The organism is Pradoshia sp. Z6_59, assembly GCF_058267515.1.
The window spans coordinates 355,544-375,871 of sequence record NZ_JBZCPP010000002.1; the positions used below are offsets into that span (position 1 = coordinate 355,544).

Here is a 20,328-nt window from a genome sequence, read left to right on the forward strand (position 1 = left end):
AGTCTCTTGACTGGGTTCTCTTTTATGTATCAGAAGCCTTTTTGTAAGATTGCCTAATATTCATCTATAAATTAAAATTTTCTATTTTAGAGTACATATATTATTGGTAGTTCAATAAAAAATGTTTAGAGACTATGTTAAATGTTATAAAGGAATCTATTTTTGTATTGTTTTCTATTAATTTCAACATTACCACTATTGTAATATTGAGTGACCTCAATCCATACCTCTCCCATAATAAAAAAAACTAACCTGCTAAAGTAACTCTTTTTTACTAGACCTAACAAAATCCAAAACTAAATAGCAACCCAGGAATTGCATTCTTTTATAAATTTAATATACAGTTAGAATATAGAGAAATTATAGTACTTGTAAAAGAAAGGTTATTTTATGTATAAGATTAATGCTGTTTCTAAATTGTTAGATATGCCAACTGTTACTATTCGATCATGGGAAACCCGTTATCATGCTATTACTCCGAAACGTACTGAATCGGGTCATAGAGTATATACAGAAGAAAATGTAAATGATTTAAAATGGCTCAAAAAACAGGTTCAGGATCATAAGATGAGCGTCAGCCAGGCAGTCCAGCTTCTGAAAATCCACAAAGGAGAAATTGAAAAGGAAAAATTAATCGACAATACGATTAATCATTCATTTGAGGCACAAATTAATGAATTATTTGATGCTACACTACATTTTGATTCTGAGAGATGCAATCAGCTCTTTGATTTATATTTTTCTCAATTTCATTATAAAACTGTCTTTTATTCAATTGTCGTTCCCCTTATGTATAAGGTTGGAGATGCATGGGAAAAGGGAGAGTTGTCTGTTATTAAGGAGCATATGATCAGTAATATTGTGCTTCAGCGCGCCATTAACTTTTTTACGATTTTTCATTCATCCCCAGTTCTACCCAAAGTAATCGCCATTTGTCCGGAAGGGGAGCATCATCAACTTGGATTAATCCTCTTTACTCTCTTTTTAAAAGAGCAGCATTATCCAGTCTATTATATAGGTGCCGATACACCTCTTGATGGGTTGGATGAGTTGATTAAGGAAAAAGATATTGAGATAGTGGCCATTTCTATATCCAGTTATGAACACGAGCAGAATGCTCAAAAATATATAGATATTCTTTATAAGCAAAATCCAAAGTTAAAATTCATCATCGGCGGTTTAGGAATTAAAGAAAGCAAAAAACAGGAGCCTCGCTGGGATGTATCTCCGTCTGACAAAGACTGGCTGAAAATCATGAATCAGATTATTGATTTTCAAAATTAAATACTTACTCCATGCCCCAATTCCTGTTGGGGCATTTTTCTTTTAATAATTAAAGTTACCTACAATTCAATTATTTGCTATTATTATATTTTTCCTATACATTATCTATATATTAATTATATTTTAAATACAAATAACGTGAGGATGGGGATACATGTTTTTAGCCTGGAATGAAATAAAGAATAATAAGCTTCGCTTTTTATTGATTGTCGGTGTTTTAACACTCGTTTCCTACCTAGTATTCTTTTTATCCGGGTTAGCTAATGGGCTTGAAAACCTAAATAAAGAAGCTGTTGATAAATGGGAGGCAGATGGAGTCATTTTGACGGATGAATCAGATATAAATCTCCCACAATCAACTATGGCAATTGGCGATTTTGAGGGGGACGGTACAGATGAATACGCTATTTTGTCTCAATTAAACTCCATCGCAAAAACTGATGATATAAAAGCAAATGTCTCTCTTTTCGGTATCAATGAAGATGAATTTATTATGCCTGATGTAAGTGAAGGCAAGGCTTTTAGTAAAACGGGCGAAGTGATAGCCGATGATTCTCTCAAAGATGAAGGGTTTAAAATTGACGATGAATTGAGCCTTTCTTCTACTGACACCACTCTTACGATTACCGGATTCACTGAGGATGCAAAATTTAATGCTGCTCCAGTTTTGTATGGATCACTTGAAACAATACAGGAAGTTCGTTTTGGTGAAGCAGCAGAACAAAAAGATGATAAAATTAATGGTTTTGTCATTCGTACGGATAACTTAGAAAGCGTTGCTGTCGACGATTCACTTAGTGTTGTTTCAACACAAACATTCATTGAAAATATGCCCGGATATTCCGAACAAAACTTGACATTAACCTTTATGATCTATTTTCTATTTATCATATCTGCCGTCATCCTGGCGATATTCCTTTATGTATTAACGATTCAAAAAATCAGTATTTTTGGAGTTATGAAGGCTCAGGGAATTTCCAACAGCTATTTGTCAATATCAGTGATTGCCCAAACATTTATCCTATCTTTAGCAGGAGTTATTGTTGGGTTCATCCTGACTATTATAACTGGATATTTCCTACCAGCAGCCGTTCCTGTTGCCTTTAACTATATCGATATGCTGATATACGCTGCTGTCCTGGTTATTGTATCTATACTTGGAGCGCTATTCTCTGTACAGACTATTGTCAAAATCGATCCTTTAGACGCGATAGGAGGTTAACATAATGGCATTACTTGAATTAAAAGAGGTCAACAAAGTTTTCATGTCCGGCCGTACAGAAATCGAAGCATTAAAAACTACTAACTTTTCGGCAGATTCAGGGGAATTAATTGCCGTTATCGGTCCTTCCGGTTCTGGAAAAAGTACTTTTCTAACGATTGCGGGCGGTCTTCAAGCACCCAGCAACGGTGAAGTGATTGTAAATGACAAAAATCTGACTAACCTAAAGGAAAAAGAGCGAGCATCCATTCGTTTAAAAGAAATAGGCTTTGTTTTGCAAGCCTCTAACCTTGTACCCTTTCTTACAGTTGATCAGCAAATGCAGTTACTGGATAAAGTGAAGAAGGATAATATGGACAATACTCAAATTCAAAGCCTTTACAGAGCACTTGGTATTGAAGATTTGCTTACCAGTTTCCCAGCAGATTTATCGGGTGGTGAGCGCCAACGTGTGGCGTTAGCAAAAGCATTATATACAGATCCCAGTATCATTCTTGCTGATGAACCAACCGCCTCCCTTGATTCAGACCGGGCCTTTGAGGTAATGGAAATGTTGAAAAATGCAACTACCAATCATGGTAAAACAACCATTGTAGTTACACATGATACAAGACTGATAGATTATTGTGATAAAGTTTATAAAATTATTGATGGAACACTAAACCTCGAATCTTGCAAATAAATAATCATTCTTTTGGTATAGAAAAGAGCCTCTCTATGTAAAAAAAAGAGAGGCTCTTTTCTCATTGCCTACGCTACTCAAATTATTCTCAAATCATAAATTACTGTTTTTTCTAAAAAATCTGATTGTTAACAAAAATGTTTAAGCTTGCTTGCTAAATTGGTATATAAGACTACTAATCAATAAATGACAGAAGAAAAGAGGCATAATAATGGAACCTGCCATTAAAGAAACATCACCTATATATAAACGTAAAAAGAAAAGAAAATTAAAAAGAGATTTAAAAACCAGGCATTTAACAATGATTTCTCTCGGCGGAACGATCGGTACAGGTTTATTCCTGGCTAGTGGAAATACAGTTCATGCTGCCGGTCCTGGCGGTGCCCTTGTCGCCTTCGCAATTGTTGGTATAATGGTTTATTTTTTAATGACAAGTCTGGGAGAGATGGCCGCACATATGCCCGTTGCGGGATCATTCAGTATCTATGGTGAAAAGTTCGTTGATCCTGCCTTTGGCTTCGCACTTGGCTGGAATTACTGGTATAGTTGGGCTGTCACAATTGCAGCAGAGCTATCAGCGATTGTGTTAATAATGAAGTTTTGGTTTCCTGATAGCCCTTCAGCATTATGGAGCGGATTATTTCTTCTCATTATTTTTCTACTAAACGCTCTCTCTGTTAAAAGCTTCGGAGAGTCAGAATATTGGTTCTCATTAATAAAAGTAATTGCCATTATTGTTTTTATCGGAACAGGTCTCTTGATGATATTTGGAATTATGGGCGGAGAAGCCATTGGATTCAAGAATTTCACAGTTGATGATGCACCTTTTAATGGAGGAATAATGGCTATATTAGGAGTCTTTATGGTTGTTGGTTTTTCATTTCAAGGGACAGAGCTAATTGGAATTACGGCCGGAGAAAGTAAGGATCCAGCAAAAACCATCCCTAAAGCCGTAAATTCAGTTTTTTGGAGAATTTTAATTTTCTTTATTCTCTCTATCTTAATCATCGGTTTGGTTATTCCCTATACAACTCCAGACCTTGCTGCTACCGACAGTGTCGTAAAAAGCCCTTTCACTCTTCTATTTGAGCGCGCTGGTATTGCCTTTGCCGCATCAGTTATGAACGCAATTATCCTGACTGCCATTCTTTCAGCAGGTAATTCAGGAATGTATGCAGCAGCCCGAATGCTATGGAACTTAGCAGAAAGAGGACATGCTCCAAAATTCCTAGGAAAATTGAGCAAAAAAGGTGTACCGGTCAATGCCTTAATTGCTACTGGCCTGGTTGGCTGTCTGGCATTTTTAAGTTCATTTTTTGGAGACGGTGTGGTTTATGTCTGGCTCATTAATGCAGCCGGTTTATCTGGGTTTATTGCCTGGCTTGGTATAGCCATTAGTCACTATCGTTTTCGCAGAGCATATGTGGCTCAAGGAAATGATGTAAATGATCTGCCTTATAGAGCAAGTTGGTTCCCGTTCGCTCCGCTAGCTGCTGCTACACTATGTATCCTGATTATACTTGGCCAGAATACAGATGCACTATTTGGCGGACCTATAGATTGGTACGGTATATTAGTATCCTATATTAGTCTTCCACTATTTCTAATTTTGTGGTTTGGATATAAATATATTAAGAAAACAAAAGTAGTTTCCCTAAAAGAAATGAATGTAAAAAAAATGAAGGCATAAAAAGAATGAAGAACCTCTAGTTACTAAAGGAGGTTCTTCATTCTTTTTTTTATAATGATAGGTTAACTCCCTCTATTCCATCTCCTCTCTTCCTCGAGATAAACGGTCAATAGTACATGCTGAATCATTTACAATACTAGCAACAATTAGCTCCTCCACCATCTGTATTGAAAAAAGCTTATCCTCTTCCTCATGTATCTATTTTTCGGATTATGGCATTCAAGATTTTTGGAATAATCTTAGTAGATATGTGGAACCATTTTATAAAGCCACCTTCGCTTCCTTTAGGCTAAAAATGGGCTGGTAGTAAGGAGATAGATATGGAACACAGAATAAGAAAATTTCTTTCATTATCAGCTAATTCCTTAATCATGGGAATGATTTTGGCCTTAGTAGGTGGATTTTTAGATGCTTATACATACGTTACAAGAGATGGAGTTTTTGCGACTGCACAAACAGGAAATACCGTTTTATTTGCGGTGAGAGCAGCTAGCACAAAATACGGTGCAGCCATTCAGAATGTGCCGCCTTTTTTAGCTTTTATTGCCGGCGTTTTAACAGCCGAATACATCAAAGACAAACACGATATGCATAGACGAGCTGTTTTAATACTGGAGTGTATCATTTTATTTATCGTCGGTTGCTTACCAGGAAGCGTACCGAATATGATTGTCACTATGAGCATTGCCTTCGTATCCTCACTACAAATCGCTACCTTTAACAAATTGGAAAATTGGAGCTACAATTCAACCATCACAACTGGAAATCTGCGAACTGCCTCTTCAGCTTTTTACGGTGCCTTTATAGATCATGATTCAGAATCAAAGAGAAAATTTAAAGGGTTTTCCGCCATTATACTCTGCTTTATTTTGGGCGCATTACTCGGGACCTATTCCAGTATTCATATGGGGAACATAGCCATCTGGATAGCAGCCTTCATTATCCTGCTCACCGTTATTTTATATCATAGAAATAAAGGATCCATGAAGGAGGGGGACACCTCCTGACCTGTAAACTCGGGTTAAATATATTCAATCACCAATAACCATGAGACAGCCGTTAAGGACCAAATCCTAAAAATCACAAAAAGAAAACAGCTGCTTTTACACAGCTGTTTAATACGTGGATTTTATTAGAAAACTCAGCTATAAACATAGCTTTCTTGAGTTTCTTCTTTAGCCATTCCGATTAAAATATTCTTATTTGGAGAAAGCTCTTTTTGTAAATTTCCGCTTATCATGTATTCTTTCCAGTCGCCATGCGGAATATAAATGGTACTACTATCAAAAATTGAATCTTTGTCTTTGTTATAAAAATAAACAAAACATTTTTCTTTTTGATGTGTATGAAGATTTTCTACTTCTAACAAAACTTTATGGTATTCATTTTCGGGATTATTTTCACTAATGAATCCCTCCATCTCATCCATTGCCTTCATTGTATCCTCGTAACAATCTTCTTTTATGACCATTATTTCTCCCCGTACTACATCCTCACCAAATGTAATAGCAGGATAACCTTTATACGGCATATGATATAATTTCATATTTTCTAATTTGGCTTCTTTTTTCTCTATGACCTTATTAGCTAAATACTTATTATAATTGAAGAACCCTTCCCGTAAACTTCCATAAACAAAAAGATTGATCCGACTCATTAACAAATCTCTCCGCCGATCGCTTTTATATCTTCGTCATAGATAACGCAAGCTTCAATAGCCAGTTCCAAGCCTTTTACAATATCATTTAACGACATAAACGGAGTATTTTTCTTGTCCATCACTTGAGAGGTCATATATGGGATATGAATAAATCCACCTTTTATATTCGGATACTTCTTATCAATCATGTAAAGAATTCCGTACATTACATGGTTACATACAAATGTTCCAGCTGTATTTGATAACGTTGCTGGGATGCCATGTTCACTCATATGTTTAACCATAGCTTTTACTGGTAAGTTTGAAAAATAAGCAGGTTGGCCATCCGGTTGGATAACTGTATCGATTGGTTGATTACCTTCGTTGTCTTTAATTCTATAATCATCGAGATTGATAGCAACTCTTTCAGGAGTTATATCAAATCTTCCTCCTGCCTGACCTACAGATATGACAATATCCGGGTTGTGCTGTTCTATTGCATTCTCTATTGCTTTAACAGATTTATTTTGAACTGTCGGTATAATGACCTTAATAACCTCTGCTCCTGCGATTTTGTTGCTTATCATTTTAACAGCTTCTTCAGCTGGGTTTACCGGCTCTCCTCCGAATGCATCAAATCCAGTTATTAATACTTTCATAATTTATTCTCCTATTGTAAGTTTTTTATCTTAAAATCCCCAAATATACATCATAAATATATGAACAACTAATAATGTTAAAGCGATTGGAGCTTGTGCCTTTATGACTGAATTCTTATCTTTAAGTTCAAGCAATGCAGCTGGTAACATATTGAAGTTCGCAGCCATAGGTGTAATTAATGTTCCACAGTATCCAGCTGTTAATGCCAGAGTTCCACAGATAAGAGGGTCTCCTCCTATAGCAAATACAAACGGTACACCGATTCCAGCCGTTATTACAGCAAATGCGGCAAATGCATTACCCATGATAGCTGTAAATAAAGCCATACCTACACAATAAGTTGCTACACCTACCAATGCATTACCTGTTGGGATCACATTTGAAATAATAGATGCAATCTTATCGCCTACACCCGCTGTCGTAAATAATACGCCTAATGAAGCTAATAATTGAGGCAGAATCGCAAATGCTCCAATTGATTGATACATTCTATTGGTATCCTCTAATAGCTCTTTAGAAGTAGCTTTAGTTAATATAAACGTTAATACTAATGCTATGGTGGATGCTATACCAATCGCTACCGTTCCAGGGAAACTTGTAAATTGAGCCACAAGCATGGCTATAACTGCGATAGACAGTGATGGGATGAAAATTTTCAAGCCTAATTTTTCTGCTTTTAAGTTAGCGAATGTCTCATCTAATTGTTTTAACGTTCCAATATTTATTTGCTTAGTTGCCGATAATACAGCGATAACAACTACTAAAATACCTACTATCGTACTTGGAATATAGTTTCCAATTATGAAAATCACGGCTAGTATTCCCCAAAACATGGCTGTACCGATTCTTGTTTTGTGGTTTTTATCCTTTAAGGTAAACACCATGGTAACTCCCATGAATAAACCGATTATAATATAAAAGAGTTCTAATAAAAGATTAGAGGGTTGTGTTATATCCATTATTGTTCACCTCGTCCTTCTCCATTTTTACTAGAATATTTTTGCTTCATTTTTCTATCGAATAATAAATTTTGAGCAGTCCAGAATATAAATGCAATAACGGCAACTGGTACTGAAACTTTCGCTACTTCAAGTGTATCTACCTGCATGCCTAGCCCTTCCAGTGTAGATGCAATTAAAAGTACACCTGAATTTGCGATGAATACATTTTGCGCAAAAAAATTACCGATATTATCAGATGCTGCTGAGTATGATTTTATTTTTTCAATATCTTTTTCGTCGACCTTATCTCCGTATTTAGCAACGGCTGCACCTTCTGCCATTGGGCTTACTAAAGGTCTAACAAATTGTGGGTGTCCACCAAGTGTTACGCCCATACCAATCGTTACTTCTCTTATAAACGTATAACCACTCAGTAATTTTCCTACTGATAAACTGCTTGCTTTTTTAATAAGCATAACTGCCTTTGCTTTTAACCCGTATCTTTCACTCAAACCTATAACAGGAATGGTAATCAAAAATAAACAAGTTACTCTGTTTGATACAAATGCTTCTCCAAGTGTATTGAGTATTTCTACGATATTCATGTTTGCCACAAGTCCAGTCGAAATACCTGCTACAACTACTACTGCAATGGTATCTAACTTTAGTGCAAATCCTATTATTATAATCAAGATCCCTAATAGTTCCATTACTACTCTCCTATTCTAACATTTTAGTTATTCTACAATAATTTATAATTATATAGTCATCTTTTTACATTGTAAATAACACTACCACTATACTTCAACATTTTAATCTGGTAAAGGAGTAAAATATGGTTATTATCAATAATAGATAGTAGAAATGAAGTGACAAAATAATAAATAGCTTAAAAAGCCTTGCTACATAAATTTCGTAGCAAAGCTTTGATTATTATTATACAGGAATAATAACTTGAAAAATAAATCTCCGTAGTAATAGTAAAATCTCTGAAATTTAGACGCATTAATTTAAATATTACCCATGTTCTCTTTCCATTCCATCACATACTTTTCCAGTACATTTTTTAACTCTTGGCCAATATGCAAGTAGTCTTCATCATTTAGATTGGCTAGAGATACACGAATGGACCATACCGGTGCTGAAAATCCTTCACCGCTTAATAATACAATCGATGAGTTTTCTGCTAGGCGGTATAAAATATCAACCGGGTTATAATTCTTTTTCAGGTAATCGGTAAACCCTTTATCAAAATGATGATTACACCAGATTTCCAAATCGATTTCTGTATAATAGTCAGCATCGTTAGGCAAATGTTTCTTAGGTAAACCAAGGCCTTTATATAATAAAGTCATCCTCCGATGTAAAATGTCCATTGTTTTTTGTTTGTATTCATTATTAGTATCGAGCATGGCAAAAATCGAAAATAAAGCCATTTGTACTTGCTGCGGTGTCGATAATCCAGCTGTGTGATTCATCGCAACGGCTCTGCTATCTGCAACTATCCGATCGATAAACGTAAGACTTTCTGGATTCCGTGTAAGTGAAGCGTATCTTTTATGTAGAACCTTCTTCACTTCTTCTGGTAAATCATCGATTAATTTATTAAAGATATTCGATTGATTTATGGCAATCGTGCCCAATCGCCAGCCTGTCACACCAAAATATTTAGAAAATGAATAAACCCCGATGGTATTGAATGGTAAATCCACCATTAAGGAGCGGAACCCTTCAACAAAAGTCCCATATACATCATCTGAAATTATCATAAGATTTGGATTATCTTGTTTCACAATTTGTATAATTTTTTCTGTGGATTTCTTTTCTAAAGAAACTGAAGGCGGATTGCTCGGATTTACTAAAAAAAGTGCTTTAATGTCCGTATCTTTTAATTTTTCTATTTCTTCATCAGGGTATTGCCATGTATGCTGTCCTTCATTGTTTATTCCGGTTGCTTCAATTTTCACAAGTTCGTAATCATTGTTAGGAAGCTCTGGAATCTCTATATAAGGCGGAAAAATTGGAACCATCACCGCAATCTTAGACCCTTTAGGCAGTAAGTAATTTTTAAATAATGTATCAAATATATAACACATCGCTGCTGTTGCTCCTTCAACAGCAAATAAATCAAACGGACCAGCCGACGAATCCCCATTGCACAGCTCTTTAATTAAAAAGTCATGTACAATTTGTTCAGTTCTAACAAGCATTCGATCCGGAATCGGATAATTATCCCCAATAATTCCATCTACCAATTCATAGACCCATATATCTGGCTCAAACTGTTTAATTTTGATACCGTATTCAATAATCTCTTTCAGCAATTGAATTCCTGGAACTTGCTGATTGCCCTCAACATATTTATTAAAACGTTCTGCAATTCCTATCCGACTCGGCATGCCGGCTAAATTGCCATCATCCCATACGTGCCTCGATTCTGTAACAGCAAATTGACCTAGTGCAAAAAACGCCTCTCGAGGTGTTGCTGCAATCCAATTAGGATTTCCCCGTCCCGCATCCAGCATTGTTCTAGTAATTCTCATTTTTCCTTTTGCAAGATCAATGAGTTTGTCTTTTAGCTCAAACGGACTTATTTTCTCTAATTGATGACTTTCTTTTTTTAGTTCATCCATCAAAATCCTCCTAACAAACTGCTAAATCTATAAGGAGAGTATTCCACAAGTAAACATGGAATATAATCGAACGCATTTATTTCTCTCGATAAAAGAACATTTTAATGGTGTATGGGGTATTTTGGATATTATCTAATTAGTTTATTTACTTCCTTCTAAATCATAATGAAGACATATGTATTTATGTATATTTTCTCCCATAAAAAATAAATCGGATTTATTAGTCCGATTTATTTTACGAATAATTTACTTTGTACTAGCAGTTAAGTACAGGATTACAACATCTATACGAGGCACAAAAAAACCAAATAATACCAATCACATCAATTATTTTCTATATTCTTCAAGCTGCTCATTAAGCCCCTTCGTTTGAGTATATACCTGTTGATATATCTTAAATAATCGTTTGTACGTCTCAACATTTTCTTTAATCGGTTCATAGGATTTTGCCACTTGAATAAAATGATTGGCACATTCGTTTAAAGAAGCAAACCAACCGCACCCATATGCTGCAAGCATCGCCGCTCCCATTCCTGGACCTTGCTCGCTTGTCAGTCTTTCAATTTTCGTGTTGAAAATATCCGCTTGCATCTGGAGCCATGTGTCATTTTTGGCACCGCCGCCAATAGAGATTATTGAATTGATCGTCTTCCCATTTTCCCTGAAAATTTCAATTGATTCGTTTAGAGAGAACGTAATCCCTTCAAGAACCGCACGGGCAAAATAGTTTCGATCATGAGATGCATCAACACCAATAAAGCTGCCGCGAATAGTGGAATCTGCGTGTGGTGTTCTTTCACCGACAATATATGGCGTAAATAATAGACCATTGCTGCCTGCAGGTACTTCCTCCACTCCAGCCAAAAATTGATCGAAATCTTCTTGCTTCGCGAACGTTTCCTTAAACCAGCTTAAGCTATAGCCAGCCGCAAGAGTCACACCCATTGTATAGTAAGCATTTTCTTCACCATGGTTAAAATAGTGAACTTTCCCATTAAAATCGAGGTCACTTCTTTCTTCATAAGAAAGTACGACACCAGAGGTACCGATGCTTGCTAACGTTTTCCCTGGTGTTAAAATTCCGGAACCAATCGCACCGCACGCATTATCAGCTCCACCTGCAAACACTTTTACTGCTTCAGTCAATCCTGTTTTTTGGGCAAATTCAGCTGTTACTGTACCTACAAAATCATGTGATTCCACTAATGGCGGGCAAAAATCAGAGGATAGACCAAATGCCGCCAATACTTCCTGACTCCATTCCCGTTCCGCCACATTCAGTAATAGCGTTCCTGCAGCATCAGAGTAGTCCATATGGATGTTTCCAGTTAGACGGTAGCGTAAATAATCCTTTGGCAGCACAAACAATCTGGCACGTTTGAAAATGTCTGATTCATTTTCTTTTACCCAGAGAATTTTAGGCAAGGTAAAGCCCTCTAATGCAGGATTTTTTGTTACTTCTAATAAACGTTTACTTCCCATAACATCGTATATTTCCTGACATTGCCTTGTCGTTCTCGTGTCATTCCATAGAATTGCATTTCTTAAGACTTGATTATCTTCATCTAATAGAACCAAACCATGCATTTGACCAGAGAAACTGATCCCCTCAATATCATTTACATCTCCATCAAACTGTTGAATTAATTCTGCTATTCCAGCTGTCGTTTTTTCAACCCATTCTTCCGGGTCTTGTTCACTGTAACTGGATTTTTCAATAATAAGCGGATAAGATTTTGCTACTTCGAGACATACATCTCCTTGCTGATTCACCAGTAAGATTTTCACTGCACTTGTTCCGAGGTCTACACCAATAACATATTTCATCCTTATCATCCTTTTCTAAAAAAAGTGCTGGAGGAAAGGCTTCCAGCACTTTGTAAGATTAATAGATTATACGTGTACGCTTGATAGTGTTTCTAATAAATATTGGTTGATGATGGCCTTCAGGCGCTCTGTTCTTCCAGATGTGTTCTTAATCTCAGTTAATTGGAGAGCATACTTTTCTAATTCACGGAAGTTGGTTCTGCCCTCAACGATTTCTAAGCCAACGCCACTTTGATAGCTGCTATAGCGTTCCTCAACAAAGCTATCTAAAGCTTTATCTTCAATAAGCTTGTTTGCTACCTTTAATCCAATAGCAAATGCATCCATACCAGCGATGTGGGAATGAAAAAGATCCTCTGCTTCAAATGAACCTCGTCGAACCTTTGCATCGAAGTTTAAGCCACCTTTGCCTAAACCTCCATTTTTCAATATTTCGTACATTGCTAATGTATTAGAATAAAGATCGGTCGGGAATTCATCTGTATCCCATCCAAGGAGTGTATCCCCCTGGTTTGCATCCACTGATCCAAGCATTCCATTGATGCGAGCTGTTCTTAATTCATGCTCAAATGTATGGCCAGCAAGAGTTGCATGGTTAGCTTCAATATTGAACTTGAAATAATCTGTTAAATCATATTTTTGCAAGAAAGCTATACTAGTCGCCACATCAAAATCATATTGGTGTTTTGTAGGTTCTTTAGGTTTTGGCTCAATCAAGAAAGGAACATTCAAACCGATTTCTTTTGCATAGTCAACTGCCATATGGAAGAATCGAGCCAAGTTATCCTGCTCAAGCTTCATGTCCGTATTTAGGAGTGTTTCATAGCCTTCACGACCGCCCCAAAACACATAGTTTTCAGCTCCAAGTTCTTTCGCTACTTCTAAGCCTTTTTTTACTTTCGCAGCTGAATAGGCAAATACATCAGCATTCGGAGAAGTGGCAGCACCATGAACATAACGAGGATTTGTGAACATATTTGCTGTATTCCAAAGCAACTTTGTTTTACTTGTTTTCATGTATTCCTGAATCATTGCTACGATAATATCCTGATTTTCATTTGTTTCTTTTAATGTACTTCCTTCTGGAGCGATATCTACATCGTGGAAAGCAAAATAAGGAACATTTAATTTGTCAAAAAGTTCAAATGCCGCTTCCACACGGGCTTTTGCTAAATCTAAACCTTTGAGATTATTCCATGGGCGAATCGCCGTACCAACACCAAATGGATCTGTTCCATCTGCTGTGAACGTATGCCAATAGGTAACTGAGAATCGGAGGATATCCTCCATTGTTTTTCCATTTAATTTTTCTTCCGGATTATAGTACTTAAATGCAAAAGGATTTTTAGATGAAGCGCCTTCATATTGGATTTTATTAACGGTTTCGAAATAAGCCATTGTGGCATGCCTCCCAATTTTTTTAGGTTTCAGGTCGTTTATGTAAATGCTTACAAAATAGATGTCTCTAAATGCTTAATCTACAACCTGTATTAATTAGCATTATAGCACTCTATACTTTGTTTGTCTAATAGATAAACAAAGTATACGACAAAATCAGATATCCAATTGAGGAAATGTAGAAATAATTCTTTCTTCTATTGATCTTGTTTTAATTCCACACTCTCACTCAATACTTACTTGCTTGTGATAATCATATTTATAGATTACTATGGCATATTTTCTATATTAAAAAAATATGCCATACTCTATAATTATCTCTGTTTTGCTAAACGAATGACGTTCCATGACAGGTTTGGCAGAATGGTTATTACTTTACCTTCCTCACATTTTGCATTCCCGTTGGAATGTGGTTTTACTGACTCTTTGTGTGCTGAATTGGTTTGTTTAATATTTTCATTTCTAGAACAATATGCTCGATTACTTCATATTCATTAAAATTACGTATATCTACCTCTAGCTCCAAACCTTCTTCAAGATGACGATTAACCGCAAAAATAGTTAATGTATCTTCTTCTTCATTATAAACCGCTGTAGACTCTAAATATGGGACGTCCGTAAAATCTTTACTATCATATTTATCACTAGTAATAATCGGATTTAACGAAATACCCCGTCCATAAACGGAAGTATGCATATAAGGATAGAATATAGTTTGCTTCCAAGCAGGTCCGTTATTTTCTGTCATGATTGGAGCAATAACATTCTCGGGAGTATCTTTCATTTTGATAAAATAAAATTATAAATTGTCCGTAAGGAAGATATTAAAAACATAACTTTTAAGAATCAATCTCAATTAGAAGCAATGTCTAAAAGGAATGAAATTTCAAAGACAATTCGAGGAGCTACTATGTTCACTAAAGATAAGAAAAAATCCCTTATTAAACTTATTTCATTGCCAATTTTCTTGGTTGGATTTATCCTATATGCATTGGTTGGAGAAAGATACTTATATGCTAAAAATATTGCTCACGATCTTTACCACTATCCGTTACCTGCACATACTAAGGTCATAGATAAAAATTTTGATTATGGAGTCTTTTTCCCCGATGGACCTACGGGAAGTGGCGGATATCCCACTGTAGTTGCCTTTATAGAAATTGAAAGCGGACTTAGTAGAAAAGAGTTATATAATTACTATTATGAAAATACATTACCAGAAAATGATGAGGTTAAATTTGAAATATATTTTGAGGATGGTCAGAAAAAGATAGATGTTGATGGGAAAGTCTTTTATGAACGTAGTGGAGGCCCTGGTTCATTATCATCCGAGTTAACAAAAGGAGAAAAAACTAAGGCCATCATACAAATCAAAAAAGAATTCAGCCATCCCTCTCACTCAATAATTGGATAAGCTGAAGAATTTGTACATGGCTATTTTTATATTACATTAAGATTAACCTACCTGCCTCGAGGCGTTAAAATGTCAATAATAGCTTTTTCACAATCTGGAAGATGACACTAAGTTTCATATATAAATTTCTATTTTTTTTATACCTCCCGCTGTTTATTTTTTTTGAACTTTCTCTTATGATTCAGAGCCATTTATGTATCTTTTAATCGCTTTAATACGTTGTTCATCATATACGTTCACTCAAAAAAACACCCCTGAAAAGATAAATCCGTTTCTTCATTTTCAGGGGCAGTTCATTAACTGATGCTGGTCTTAACTTTTACTTACATAAAGGTAATGTTCTTTTGATCTTGCAGAAAAACATTCGTCTCACGAGGCCTTGTTTCAGCAATCACTTTACCGTTCCTAACAGAGTATAGAATCTCTGCTTGCAGGCGAAGAGCATGGTAACCATCTTCCGCATTCAGCACAACGAAGTTTGCTGGATTTCCTTCTGCAATACCGTAATTTTTAAGGTTCAATGCTTTAGCACTATTACCAGTCACAAAACGTAAACTGTTTGCAATATCACTATAGCCCATTAACTGTGAAGCATGTAAGCCCATATGCAATACTTGTAGCATATTCCCGTTTCCGATTGGATACCAAGGATCCATAATATCATCATGACCGAAGCAAACATTTAATCCATTTTGATCAAGCTCTTTTACGCGTGTTAAGCCACGGCGTTTTGGATATGTGTCAAAACGCCCCTGCAGATGAATATTGACTAATGGATTTGCTACGAAATTCAATTCGGCAAGTCTAAGTACACGCATTAATTTATATGCGTAAGCATCATTGTAAGAGCCCATTGCCGTCGTATGACTTGCTGTAACACGACCTTGGTAATCATTCATAATCGTTTCACGTGCTACAACTTCCACATGGCGAGACTGCTCATCATCAATTTCATCACAATGAATATCAATTGGCTTGTCATATTTCATGGCCAATTTAAAAATCTCGCGAACCGATTGAACACCGTCTTCACGCGTAAATTCAAAGTGAGGGATGCCCCCAACAATATCAGCACCCATTTTTAAAGCTTCCTCTACCAGTTCCAAGCCATTTCGATAAGAAATAAGTCCTTCCTGTGGGAAAGCAACAATTTGTAAATCAACAAAGTCTTTCATTTCTGCTTTAACTTCAAGCATAGCTTCTAATGCTACTAAAGAAGGATCCGTTGTATCAACATGTGTACGCACAGCACCTATTCCGTTAGCAATTTGCCAGCTAAGGGCTTTCTTTGCACGCTCTTTTACATCCTCTTTTGTTAAGGAAACTTTGCGTTCAGACCAACATTGAATACCTTCAAATAAAGTCCCACTTTCATTCCAACGTGGTTGGCCTGCCGTTAAGGTAGTATCCAGATGAATATGCGGCTCAATAAATGGTGCACAAACCATCTTTCCGCTTAGATCAAGTGTTTCACAGCTGTCAAAGTCATTTGTACCAGCTTTAACAATCTTTACAAACTTACCATTTTCTATTAGTAAATCCCAAAGACCTTCTCGTCCAGAGATCGCAGTATTAGCCCACTTTTTCATAATAGCATCCTGCCTCCTCTTCCCTTTCGGTAACAACTGTTGTTTTCGTTATTCTAACAGCAACTACATAAACAACTCCTGTGATAAATAATGTGTTTAGTGAAGCGATTCCCGGCAATGTTAATCCCGAGATGACACCAACGGCCCAGGCAATGATGGCTGGAATATGTACTTTTGCAATGTTTGCCTTCTCATACTGAATGTATTGTCTTTTTTGGATAAAGAAGAAATCCACAATAATAATTGATCCAATAGCCGGCAGAGTGGATCCTAAGAATGTTAGCCAGCTTGTGAAATTGTTATAAAGAACGATGGCAAATACCGTACCAATCGTACCGTTCATCATAACCATAAATACCTTTGGCTTCTTGAACATGGTTGCAAAACCAAGGCCGGACGCGTACAGTGAGTTATCGTTTGTTGTCCAGATGTTTAATCCAAGCACTAAAACAGCTGGTAATAGTAAGCCTTGTGAAATCATTACGTCTGAAATATCATTGTGACCTGTTGCTATTACACCAATCGCACCAAATAAGAACATTAATGTATTTCCTAAGAAAAAGGCAATGACTGTTGTTGTTACAGCATGTTTTCCTGATTTTGCATAGCGTGCAAAGTCGGGTGTTAAAGTACCACCACTAATGAATGAACCGATTGTAATCGTTAATGCTGCTGCTAATGTTAAGGAAGTTTCAGGTTTATAAGCAATGAGTGCTTCCATTCCTCCCATATCCGAAATGGCCATTCCTGCACTTGTTGATCCAAAAATCGCAATAGCCGGTACAGCGATAAAACTTAAGATTGTTAAAGCTTTCATACCGAAATAAGCAGTTACTGTCATTAAAATCCCTGTAATGATGACAATCGGTACTAGTGGAAGGCCAGTTAATTTAGAAACCGGATAGGCAAACATCCCTAGCCCTACACCAAACCATCCGACTTGTGTTGCTGATAACATGAATGAAGAGATATAGGCTCCTTTTTCACCAAAACTATATTGTGCCAGTAAGTGAGTCGATAATCCTGTTTTTGCTGCAATATAACTTAATGCACCGGTAAATGCTCCTAATATAAGGTTTCCTAATAAAATGACACCAATCAACTGCATAAATGTTAATCCTTCACCTAATGATCCACCAGCCCACATACTTGCTGAATAGAATGTGAAGCCAAGCATAACAACAAGCATTTTCAGAAAGCTGTTACGATTTGCTGTAGGTACTGATTGAAATGAAAAATCTTTGTCTTTTAATTGCATTTTGTTTCCTCCCAAGTTTTTAGTCTCTTGGTGAGCAAAAAAAAACCACTTGCCGCAAAGTGACAAGTGGAAGGTGTCAGAAATAACCGTATTATTCACACAATAATATATTATGTGTATAAATACGTTCTCCAAACAAAGTATCGCCCACCTTGTCAGCCTCTCTGGACTGCTCTTAAAGGTTCTCAATTTAAATTAAATCCATATTAACAGATTATCTTAGATAGTCCAATGGTAATTGATGGTTGGATTTGAAGGGAATGTATAAAGGTTCCTCTATAAAAATGCGTAAAGCGAATTTAAAACTATCTATTTCGATTTTGCTACTCTTATACCAAAAAAGGCTCCCAAATGTTTTAAATCAACATTTGAGAGCCTTTTTACTGATTAATCTTGGCAAAAATTAATCTGATGATACCGGTGGTCGGGGTCGAACCGACACTCCTTACGGAACACGATTTTGAGTCGTGCGCGTCTGCCAATTCCGCCACACCGGCAAGATCTTGGAGGCGGCAACCGGATTTGAACCGGTGATAAAGGTTTTGCAGACCTCTGCCTTACCACTTGGCTATGCCGCCAAATAATTTGTTGGAGCGGAAGACGGGGCTCGAACCCGCGACCCTCACCTTGGCAAGGTGATGTTCTACCACTGAACTACTTCCGCATTAAGTTGGCTGGGCTAGCAGGATTCGAACCTACGAATGACGGAGTCAAAGTCCGTTGCCTTACCACTTGGCTATAGCCCAACAATTAAATATATTAGTTAGTATAAGCTATTATTCGAGTTTAATGTAAAATGGGGCGACTGATGGGAATCGAACCCACGAATGTCGGAACCACAATCCGATGCGTTAACCACTTCGCCACAATCGCCATATTTATTGGCAGGGGCAGTAGGAATTGAACCCACACTGGAGGTTTTGGAGACCTCTGTTCTACCTTTAAACTATGCCCCTATAATGAATGGTGGAGGGGGGCAGATTCGAACTGCCGAACCCGAAGGAGCGGATTTACAGTCCGCCGCGTTTAGCCACTTCGCTACCCCTCCGATATTAAGAGTGCCGGCAAGAGGACTTGAACCCCCAACCTACTGATTACAAGTCAGTTGCTCTACCAATTGAGCTACACCGGCATAATATTTAGGAAAATTATTATTTGTTAAATTTTAATTAATAATGGTGGCTCAGGACGGAATCGAACCGCCGACACAAGGATTTTCAGTCCTTTGCTCTACCGACTGAGCTACTGAGCCAACTTCATTATGTAAATGGCGGTCCGGACGGGACTCGAACCCGCGACCTCCTGCGTGACAGGCAGGCATTCTAACCAACTGAACTACCGGACCATTTATTGCGGGGACAGGATTTGAACCTGCGACCTTCGGGTTATGAGCCCGACGAGCTACCAGACTGCTCCACCCCGCGCCAATGTGAGTGTGATACTAGTTTTTATGGTGGAGGATGACGGGATCGAACCGCCGACCCTCTGCTTGTAAGGCAGATGCTCTCCCAGCTGAGCTAATCCTCCACATTAAAATGGTGACCCCTACGGGATTCGAACCCGTGTTACCGCCGTGAAAGGGCGGTGTCTTAACCGCTTGACCAAGGGGCCAATTATTGAGTTATTATGGCGGAGAGCAAGGGATTCGAACCCTTGAGACAGCGTTGACCGTCTACACGATTTCCAATCGTGCTCCTTCGACCTCTCGGACAGCTCTCCATATGGCTCCGCAGGTAGGACTCGAACCTACGACCGTTCGGTTAACAGCCGAATGCTCTACCACTGAGCTACTGCGGAATAATTATAATGCCTGGCGACGTCCTACTCTCACAGGGACTCGCGTCCCAACTACCATCGGCGCTGAAGAGCTTAACTTCCGTGTTCGGAATGGGAACGGGTGTGGCCTCTTCGCCATCGTCACCAGACGATTTTGTCAGCGACATTTATTATTATATCGTATTTCTGACATTTTTCAAGAGAAATTTTAAAGAAATTTTATCTTTTTTTCATTCTCTCAAAACTGGATAATGTAAGTTTGGCAAGTATGCTTGAATCATTTGGTTAAGTCCTCGAACGATTAGTATCCGTCAG

General features: G+C 37.3%; 15 protein-coding genes, 15 tRNA genes, 1 rRNA gene and 1 pseudogene. 6 read left to right on the forward strand and 26 right to left on the reverse strand.

Features of this window, described 5'->3' with window-relative positions; translation table 11 throughout:
* Positions 1-390 precede the first annotated feature (390 nt).
* The 5 genes from AC4D4B_RS03915 to AC4D4B_RS03935 all read left to right on the forward strand — a co-directional run bounded on the left by AC4D4B_RS03915 (position 391) and on the right by AC4D4B_RS03935 (position 5,885).
* Positions 391-1,284 (forward strand): MerR family transcriptional regulator, encoded by an 894-nt coding sequence (locus AC4D4B_RS03915; RefSeq protein ID WP_490996964.1) that lies wholly within the window; start codon positions 391-393, stop codon positions 1,282-1,284.
* A 154-nt stretch (positions 1,285-1,438) separates the two neighbouring features.
* Positions 1,439-2,506 (forward strand): ABC transporter permease, encoded by a 1,068-nt coding sequence (locus tag AC4D4B_RS03920; RefSeq protein WP_490999214.1) that lies wholly within the window; start codon positions 1,439-1,441, stop codon positions 2,504-2,506.
* 4 nt (positions 2,507-2,510) lie between these two features.
* Positions 2,511-3,188, forward strand: coding sequence for an ABC transporter ATP-binding protein (locus AC4D4B_RS03925; RefSeq protein WP_490996966.1), 678 nt, complete (start codon positions 2,511-2,513; stop codon positions 3,186-3,188).
* A 211-nt stretch (positions 3,189-3,399) separates the two neighbouring features.
* Positions 3,400-4,878, forward strand: a complete 1,479-nt coding sequence (locus AC4D4B_RS03930; RefSeq protein ID WP_490996967.1) for an amino acid permease — start codon at positions 3,400-3,402, stop codon at positions 4,876-4,878.
* Between the two features lie 320 nt (positions 4,879-5,198).
* A complete protein-coding gene (locus AC4D4B_RS03935) occupies positions 5,199-5,885 on the forward strand; it encodes a YoaK family protein (RefSeq protein WP_490999215.1) in 687 nt (228 codons plus the stop codon).
* A gap of 134 nt (positions 5,886-6,019) precedes the next feature.
* Here the strand turns inward: AC4D4B_RS03935 and AC4D4B_RS03940 are convergent, their stop codons facing one another.
* From AC4D4B_RS03940 to AC4D4B_RS03975, 8 genes and pseudogenes are all read right to left on the reverse strand, one after another.
* Positions 6,020-6,535 carry a gamma-glutamylcyclotransferase family protein gene (locus tag AC4D4B_RS03940; RefSeq protein WP_490999216.1) on the reverse strand — a complete coding sequence of 172 codons (516 nt, stop codon included), beginning with the start codon at positions 6,533-6,535 and terminating at the stop codon, positions 6,020-6,022.
* On the reverse strand, positions 6,535-7,176 hold the full coding sequence (gene pcp, locus AC4D4B_RS03945; RefSeq protein ID WP_490999217.1) for a pyroglutamyl-peptidase I: 642 nt from the start codon (positions 7,174-7,176) through the stop codon (positions 6,535-6,537). The genes AC4D4B_RS03940 and pcp overlap by 1 nt, the downstream gene beginning before the upstream one ends.
* A 30-nt stretch (positions 7,177-7,206) precedes the next feature.
* On the reverse strand, positions 7,207-8,136 hold the full coding sequence (locus AC4D4B_RS03950) for a DUF979 domain-containing protein (protein WP_490999218.1): 930 nt from the start codon (positions 8,134-8,136) through the stop codon (positions 7,207-7,209).
* Positions 8,136-8,828: a DUF969 domain-containing protein gene (locus AC4D4B_RS03955; protein ID WP_490996972.1), complete on the reverse strand. Its 693-nt coding sequence runs from the start codon at positions 8,826-8,828 to the stop codon at positions 8,136-8,138. The genes AC4D4B_RS03950 and AC4D4B_RS03955 overlap by 1 nt, the downstream gene beginning before the upstream one ends.
* 300 nt (positions 8,829-9,128) lie before the next feature.
* Positions 9,129-10,751 carry an aspartate 4-decarboxylase gene (aspD, locus tag AC4D4B_RS03960; RefSeq protein WP_490996973.1) on the reverse strand — a complete coding sequence of 541 codons (1,623 nt, stop codon included), beginning with the start codon at positions 10,749-10,751 and terminating at the stop codon, positions 9,129-9,131.
* A gap of 327 nt (positions 10,752-11,078) precedes the next feature.
* Complete coding sequence (gene xylB / locus AC4D4B_RS03965; protein ID WP_490999219.1) at positions 11,079-12,578, reverse strand: xylulokinase; 1,500 nt, start codon at positions 12,576-12,578, stop codon at positions 11,079-11,081.
* 66 nt (positions 12,579-12,644) lie between these two features.
* Positions 12,645-13,976 (reverse strand): xylose isomerase, encoded by a 1,332-nt coding sequence (gene xylA / locus AC4D4B_RS03970; protein WP_490996975.1) that lies wholly within the window; start codon positions 13,974-13,976, stop codon positions 12,645-12,647.
* Positions 13,977-14,290: 314 nt separating this feature from the next.
* Positions 14,291-14,742 (reverse strand): annotated as a pseudogene (locus tag AC4D4B_RS03975) (alpha-L-arabinofuranosidase C-terminal domain-containing protein); the annotation flags it as partial.
* 99 nt (positions 14,743-14,841) lie between these two features.
* On the opposite strand from AC4D4B_RS03975, the gene AC4D4B_RS03980 reads away from it, so the two are divergent.
* Complete coding sequence (locus tag AC4D4B_RS03980; protein ID WP_490999220.1) at positions 14,842-15,390, forward strand: hypothetical protein; 549 nt, start codon at positions 14,842-14,844, stop codon at positions 15,388-15,390.
* 323 nt (positions 15,391-15,713) lie between these two features.
* Here the strand turns inward: AC4D4B_RS03980 and codA are convergent, their stop codons facing one another.
* The 18 genes from codA to rrf form a co-directional block, all read right to left on the reverse strand.
* On the reverse strand, positions 15,714-16,979 hold the full coding sequence (gene codA / locus AC4D4B_RS03985; protein WP_490996977.1) for a cytosine deaminase: 1,266 nt from the start codon (positions 16,977-16,979) through the stop codon (positions 15,714-15,716).
* Complete coding sequence (codB, locus tag AC4D4B_RS03990; RefSeq protein WP_490996978.1) at positions 16,963-18,237, reverse strand: cytosine permease; 1,275 nt, start codon at positions 18,235-18,237, stop codon at positions 16,963-16,965. The genes codA and codB overlap by 17 nt, the downstream gene beginning before the upstream one ends.
* Before the next feature lie 415 nt (positions 18,238-18,652).
* Positions 18,653-18,734: transfer RNA gene (locus AC4D4B_RS03995), tRNA-Leu, on the reverse strand.
* Between the two features lie 7 nt (positions 18,735-18,741).
* Positions 18,742-18,815, reverse strand: a tRNA-Cys gene (locus tag AC4D4B_RS04000).
* Between the two features lie 11 nt (positions 18,816-18,826).
* Positions 18,827-18,901 (reverse strand) — tRNA-Gly (locus tag AC4D4B_RS04005).
* Between the two features lie 7 nt (positions 18,902-18,908).
* Positions 18,909-18,983, reverse strand: a tRNA-Gln gene (locus tag AC4D4B_RS04010).
* Positions 18,984-19,034: 51 nt separating this feature from the next.
* A tRNA-His gene (locus tag AC4D4B_RS04015) sits at positions 19,035-19,110 on the reverse strand.
* Between the two features lie 9 nt (positions 19,111-19,119).
* Positions 19,120-19,193, reverse strand: a tRNA-Trp gene (locus AC4D4B_RS04020).
* An 8-nt stretch (positions 19,194-19,201) separates the two neighbouring features.
* A tRNA-Tyr gene (locus AC4D4B_RS04025) sits at positions 19,202-19,285 on the reverse strand.
* Between the two features lie 11 nt (positions 19,286-19,296).
* Positions 19,297-19,369 (reverse strand) — tRNA-Thr (locus AC4D4B_RS04030).
* Between the two features lie 44 nt (positions 19,370-19,413).
* Positions 19,414-19,489: transfer RNA gene (locus AC4D4B_RS04035), tRNA-Phe, on the reverse strand.
* Between the two features lie 16 nt (positions 19,490-19,505).
* A tRNA-Asp gene (locus AC4D4B_RS04040) sits at positions 19,506-19,582 on the reverse strand.
* 5 nt (positions 19,583-19,587) lie between these two features.
* A tRNA-Met gene (locus AC4D4B_RS04045) sits at positions 19,588-19,661 on the reverse strand.
* A gap of 27 nt (positions 19,662-19,688) precedes the next feature.
* Positions 19,689-19,764 (reverse strand) — tRNA-Val (locus tag AC4D4B_RS04050).
* A 9-nt stretch (positions 19,765-19,773) separates the two neighbouring features.
* A tRNA-Glu gene (locus AC4D4B_RS04055) sits at positions 19,774-19,848 on the reverse strand.
* Between the two features lie 16 nt (positions 19,849-19,864).
* A tRNA-Ser gene (locus AC4D4B_RS04060) sits at positions 19,865-19,956 on the reverse strand.
* 3 nt (positions 19,957-19,959) lie between these two features.
* Positions 19,960-20,034 (reverse strand) — tRNA-Asn (locus AC4D4B_RS04065).
* 11 nt (positions 20,035-20,045) lie between these two features.
* A 5S ribosomal RNA gene (gene rrf, locus AC4D4B_RS04070) occupies positions 20,046-20,162 on the reverse strand.
* Positions 20,163-20,328 lie beyond the last annotated feature (166 nt).

What these genes read in the sequence shown, in the direction of transcription:
- AC4D4B_RS03915 (WP_490996964.1), top strand. Translation starts at nt 391, where the DNA reads ATGTATAAGATTAATGCTGTTTCTAAATTGTTAGATATGCCAACTGTT.
- AC4D4B_RS03920 (WP_490999214.1), top strand. Translation starts at nt 1,439, where the DNA reads ATGTTTTTAGCCTGGAATGAAATAAAGAATAATAAGCTTCGCTTTTTA.
- AC4D4B_RS03925 (WP_490996966.1), top strand. Translation starts at nt 2,511, where the DNA reads ATGGCATTACTTGAATTAAAAGAGGTCAACAAAGTTTTCATGTCCGGC.
- AC4D4B_RS03930 (WP_490996967.1), top strand. Translation starts at nt 3,400, where the DNA reads ATGGAACCTGCCATTAAAGAAACATCACCTATATATAAACGTAAAAAG.
- AC4D4B_RS03935 (WP_490999215.1), top strand. Translation starts at nt 5,199, where the DNA reads ATGGAACACAGAATAAGAAAATTTCTTTCATTATCAGCTAATTCCTTA.
- AC4D4B_RS03940 (WP_490999216.1), bottom strand. Translation starts at nt 6,535, where the DNA reads ATGAGTCGGATCAATCTTTTTGTTTATGGAAGTTTACGGGAAGGGTTC.
- pcp (WP_490999217.1), bottom strand. Translation starts at nt 7,176, where the DNA reads ATGAAAGTATTAATAACTGGATTTGATGCATTCGGAGGAGAGCCGGTA.
- AC4D4B_RS03950 (WP_490999218.1), bottom strand. Translation starts at nt 8,136, where the DNA reads ATGGATATAACACAACCCTCTAATCTTTTATTAGAACTCTTTTATATT.
- AC4D4B_RS03955 (WP_490996972.1), bottom strand. Translation starts at nt 8,828, where the DNA reads ATGGAACTATTAGGGATCTTGATTATAATAATAGGATTTGCACTAAAG.
- aspD (WP_490996973.1), bottom strand. Translation starts at nt 10,751, where the DNA reads ATGGATGAACTAAAAAAAGAAAGTCATCAATTAGAGAAAATAAGTCCG.
- xylB (WP_490999219.1), bottom strand. Translation starts at nt 12,578, where the DNA reads ATGAAATATGTTATTGGTGTAGACCTCGGAACAAGTGCAGTGAAAATC.
- xylA (WP_490996975.1), bottom strand. Translation starts at nt 13,976, where the DNA reads ATGGCTTATTTCGAAACCGTTAATAAAATCCAATATGAAGGCGCTTCA.
- AC4D4B_RS03980 (WP_490999220.1), top strand. Translation starts at nt 14,842, where the DNA reads ATGTCTAAAAGGAATGAAATTTCAAAGACAATTCGAGGAGCTACTATG.
- codA (WP_490996977.1), bottom strand. Translation starts at nt 16,979, where the DNA reads ATGAAAAAGTGGGCTAATACTGCGATCTCTGGACGAGAAGGTCTTTGG.
- codB (WP_490996978.1), bottom strand. Translation starts at nt 18,237, where the DNA reads ATGCAATTAAAAGACAAAGATTTTTCATTTCAATCAGTACCTACAGCA.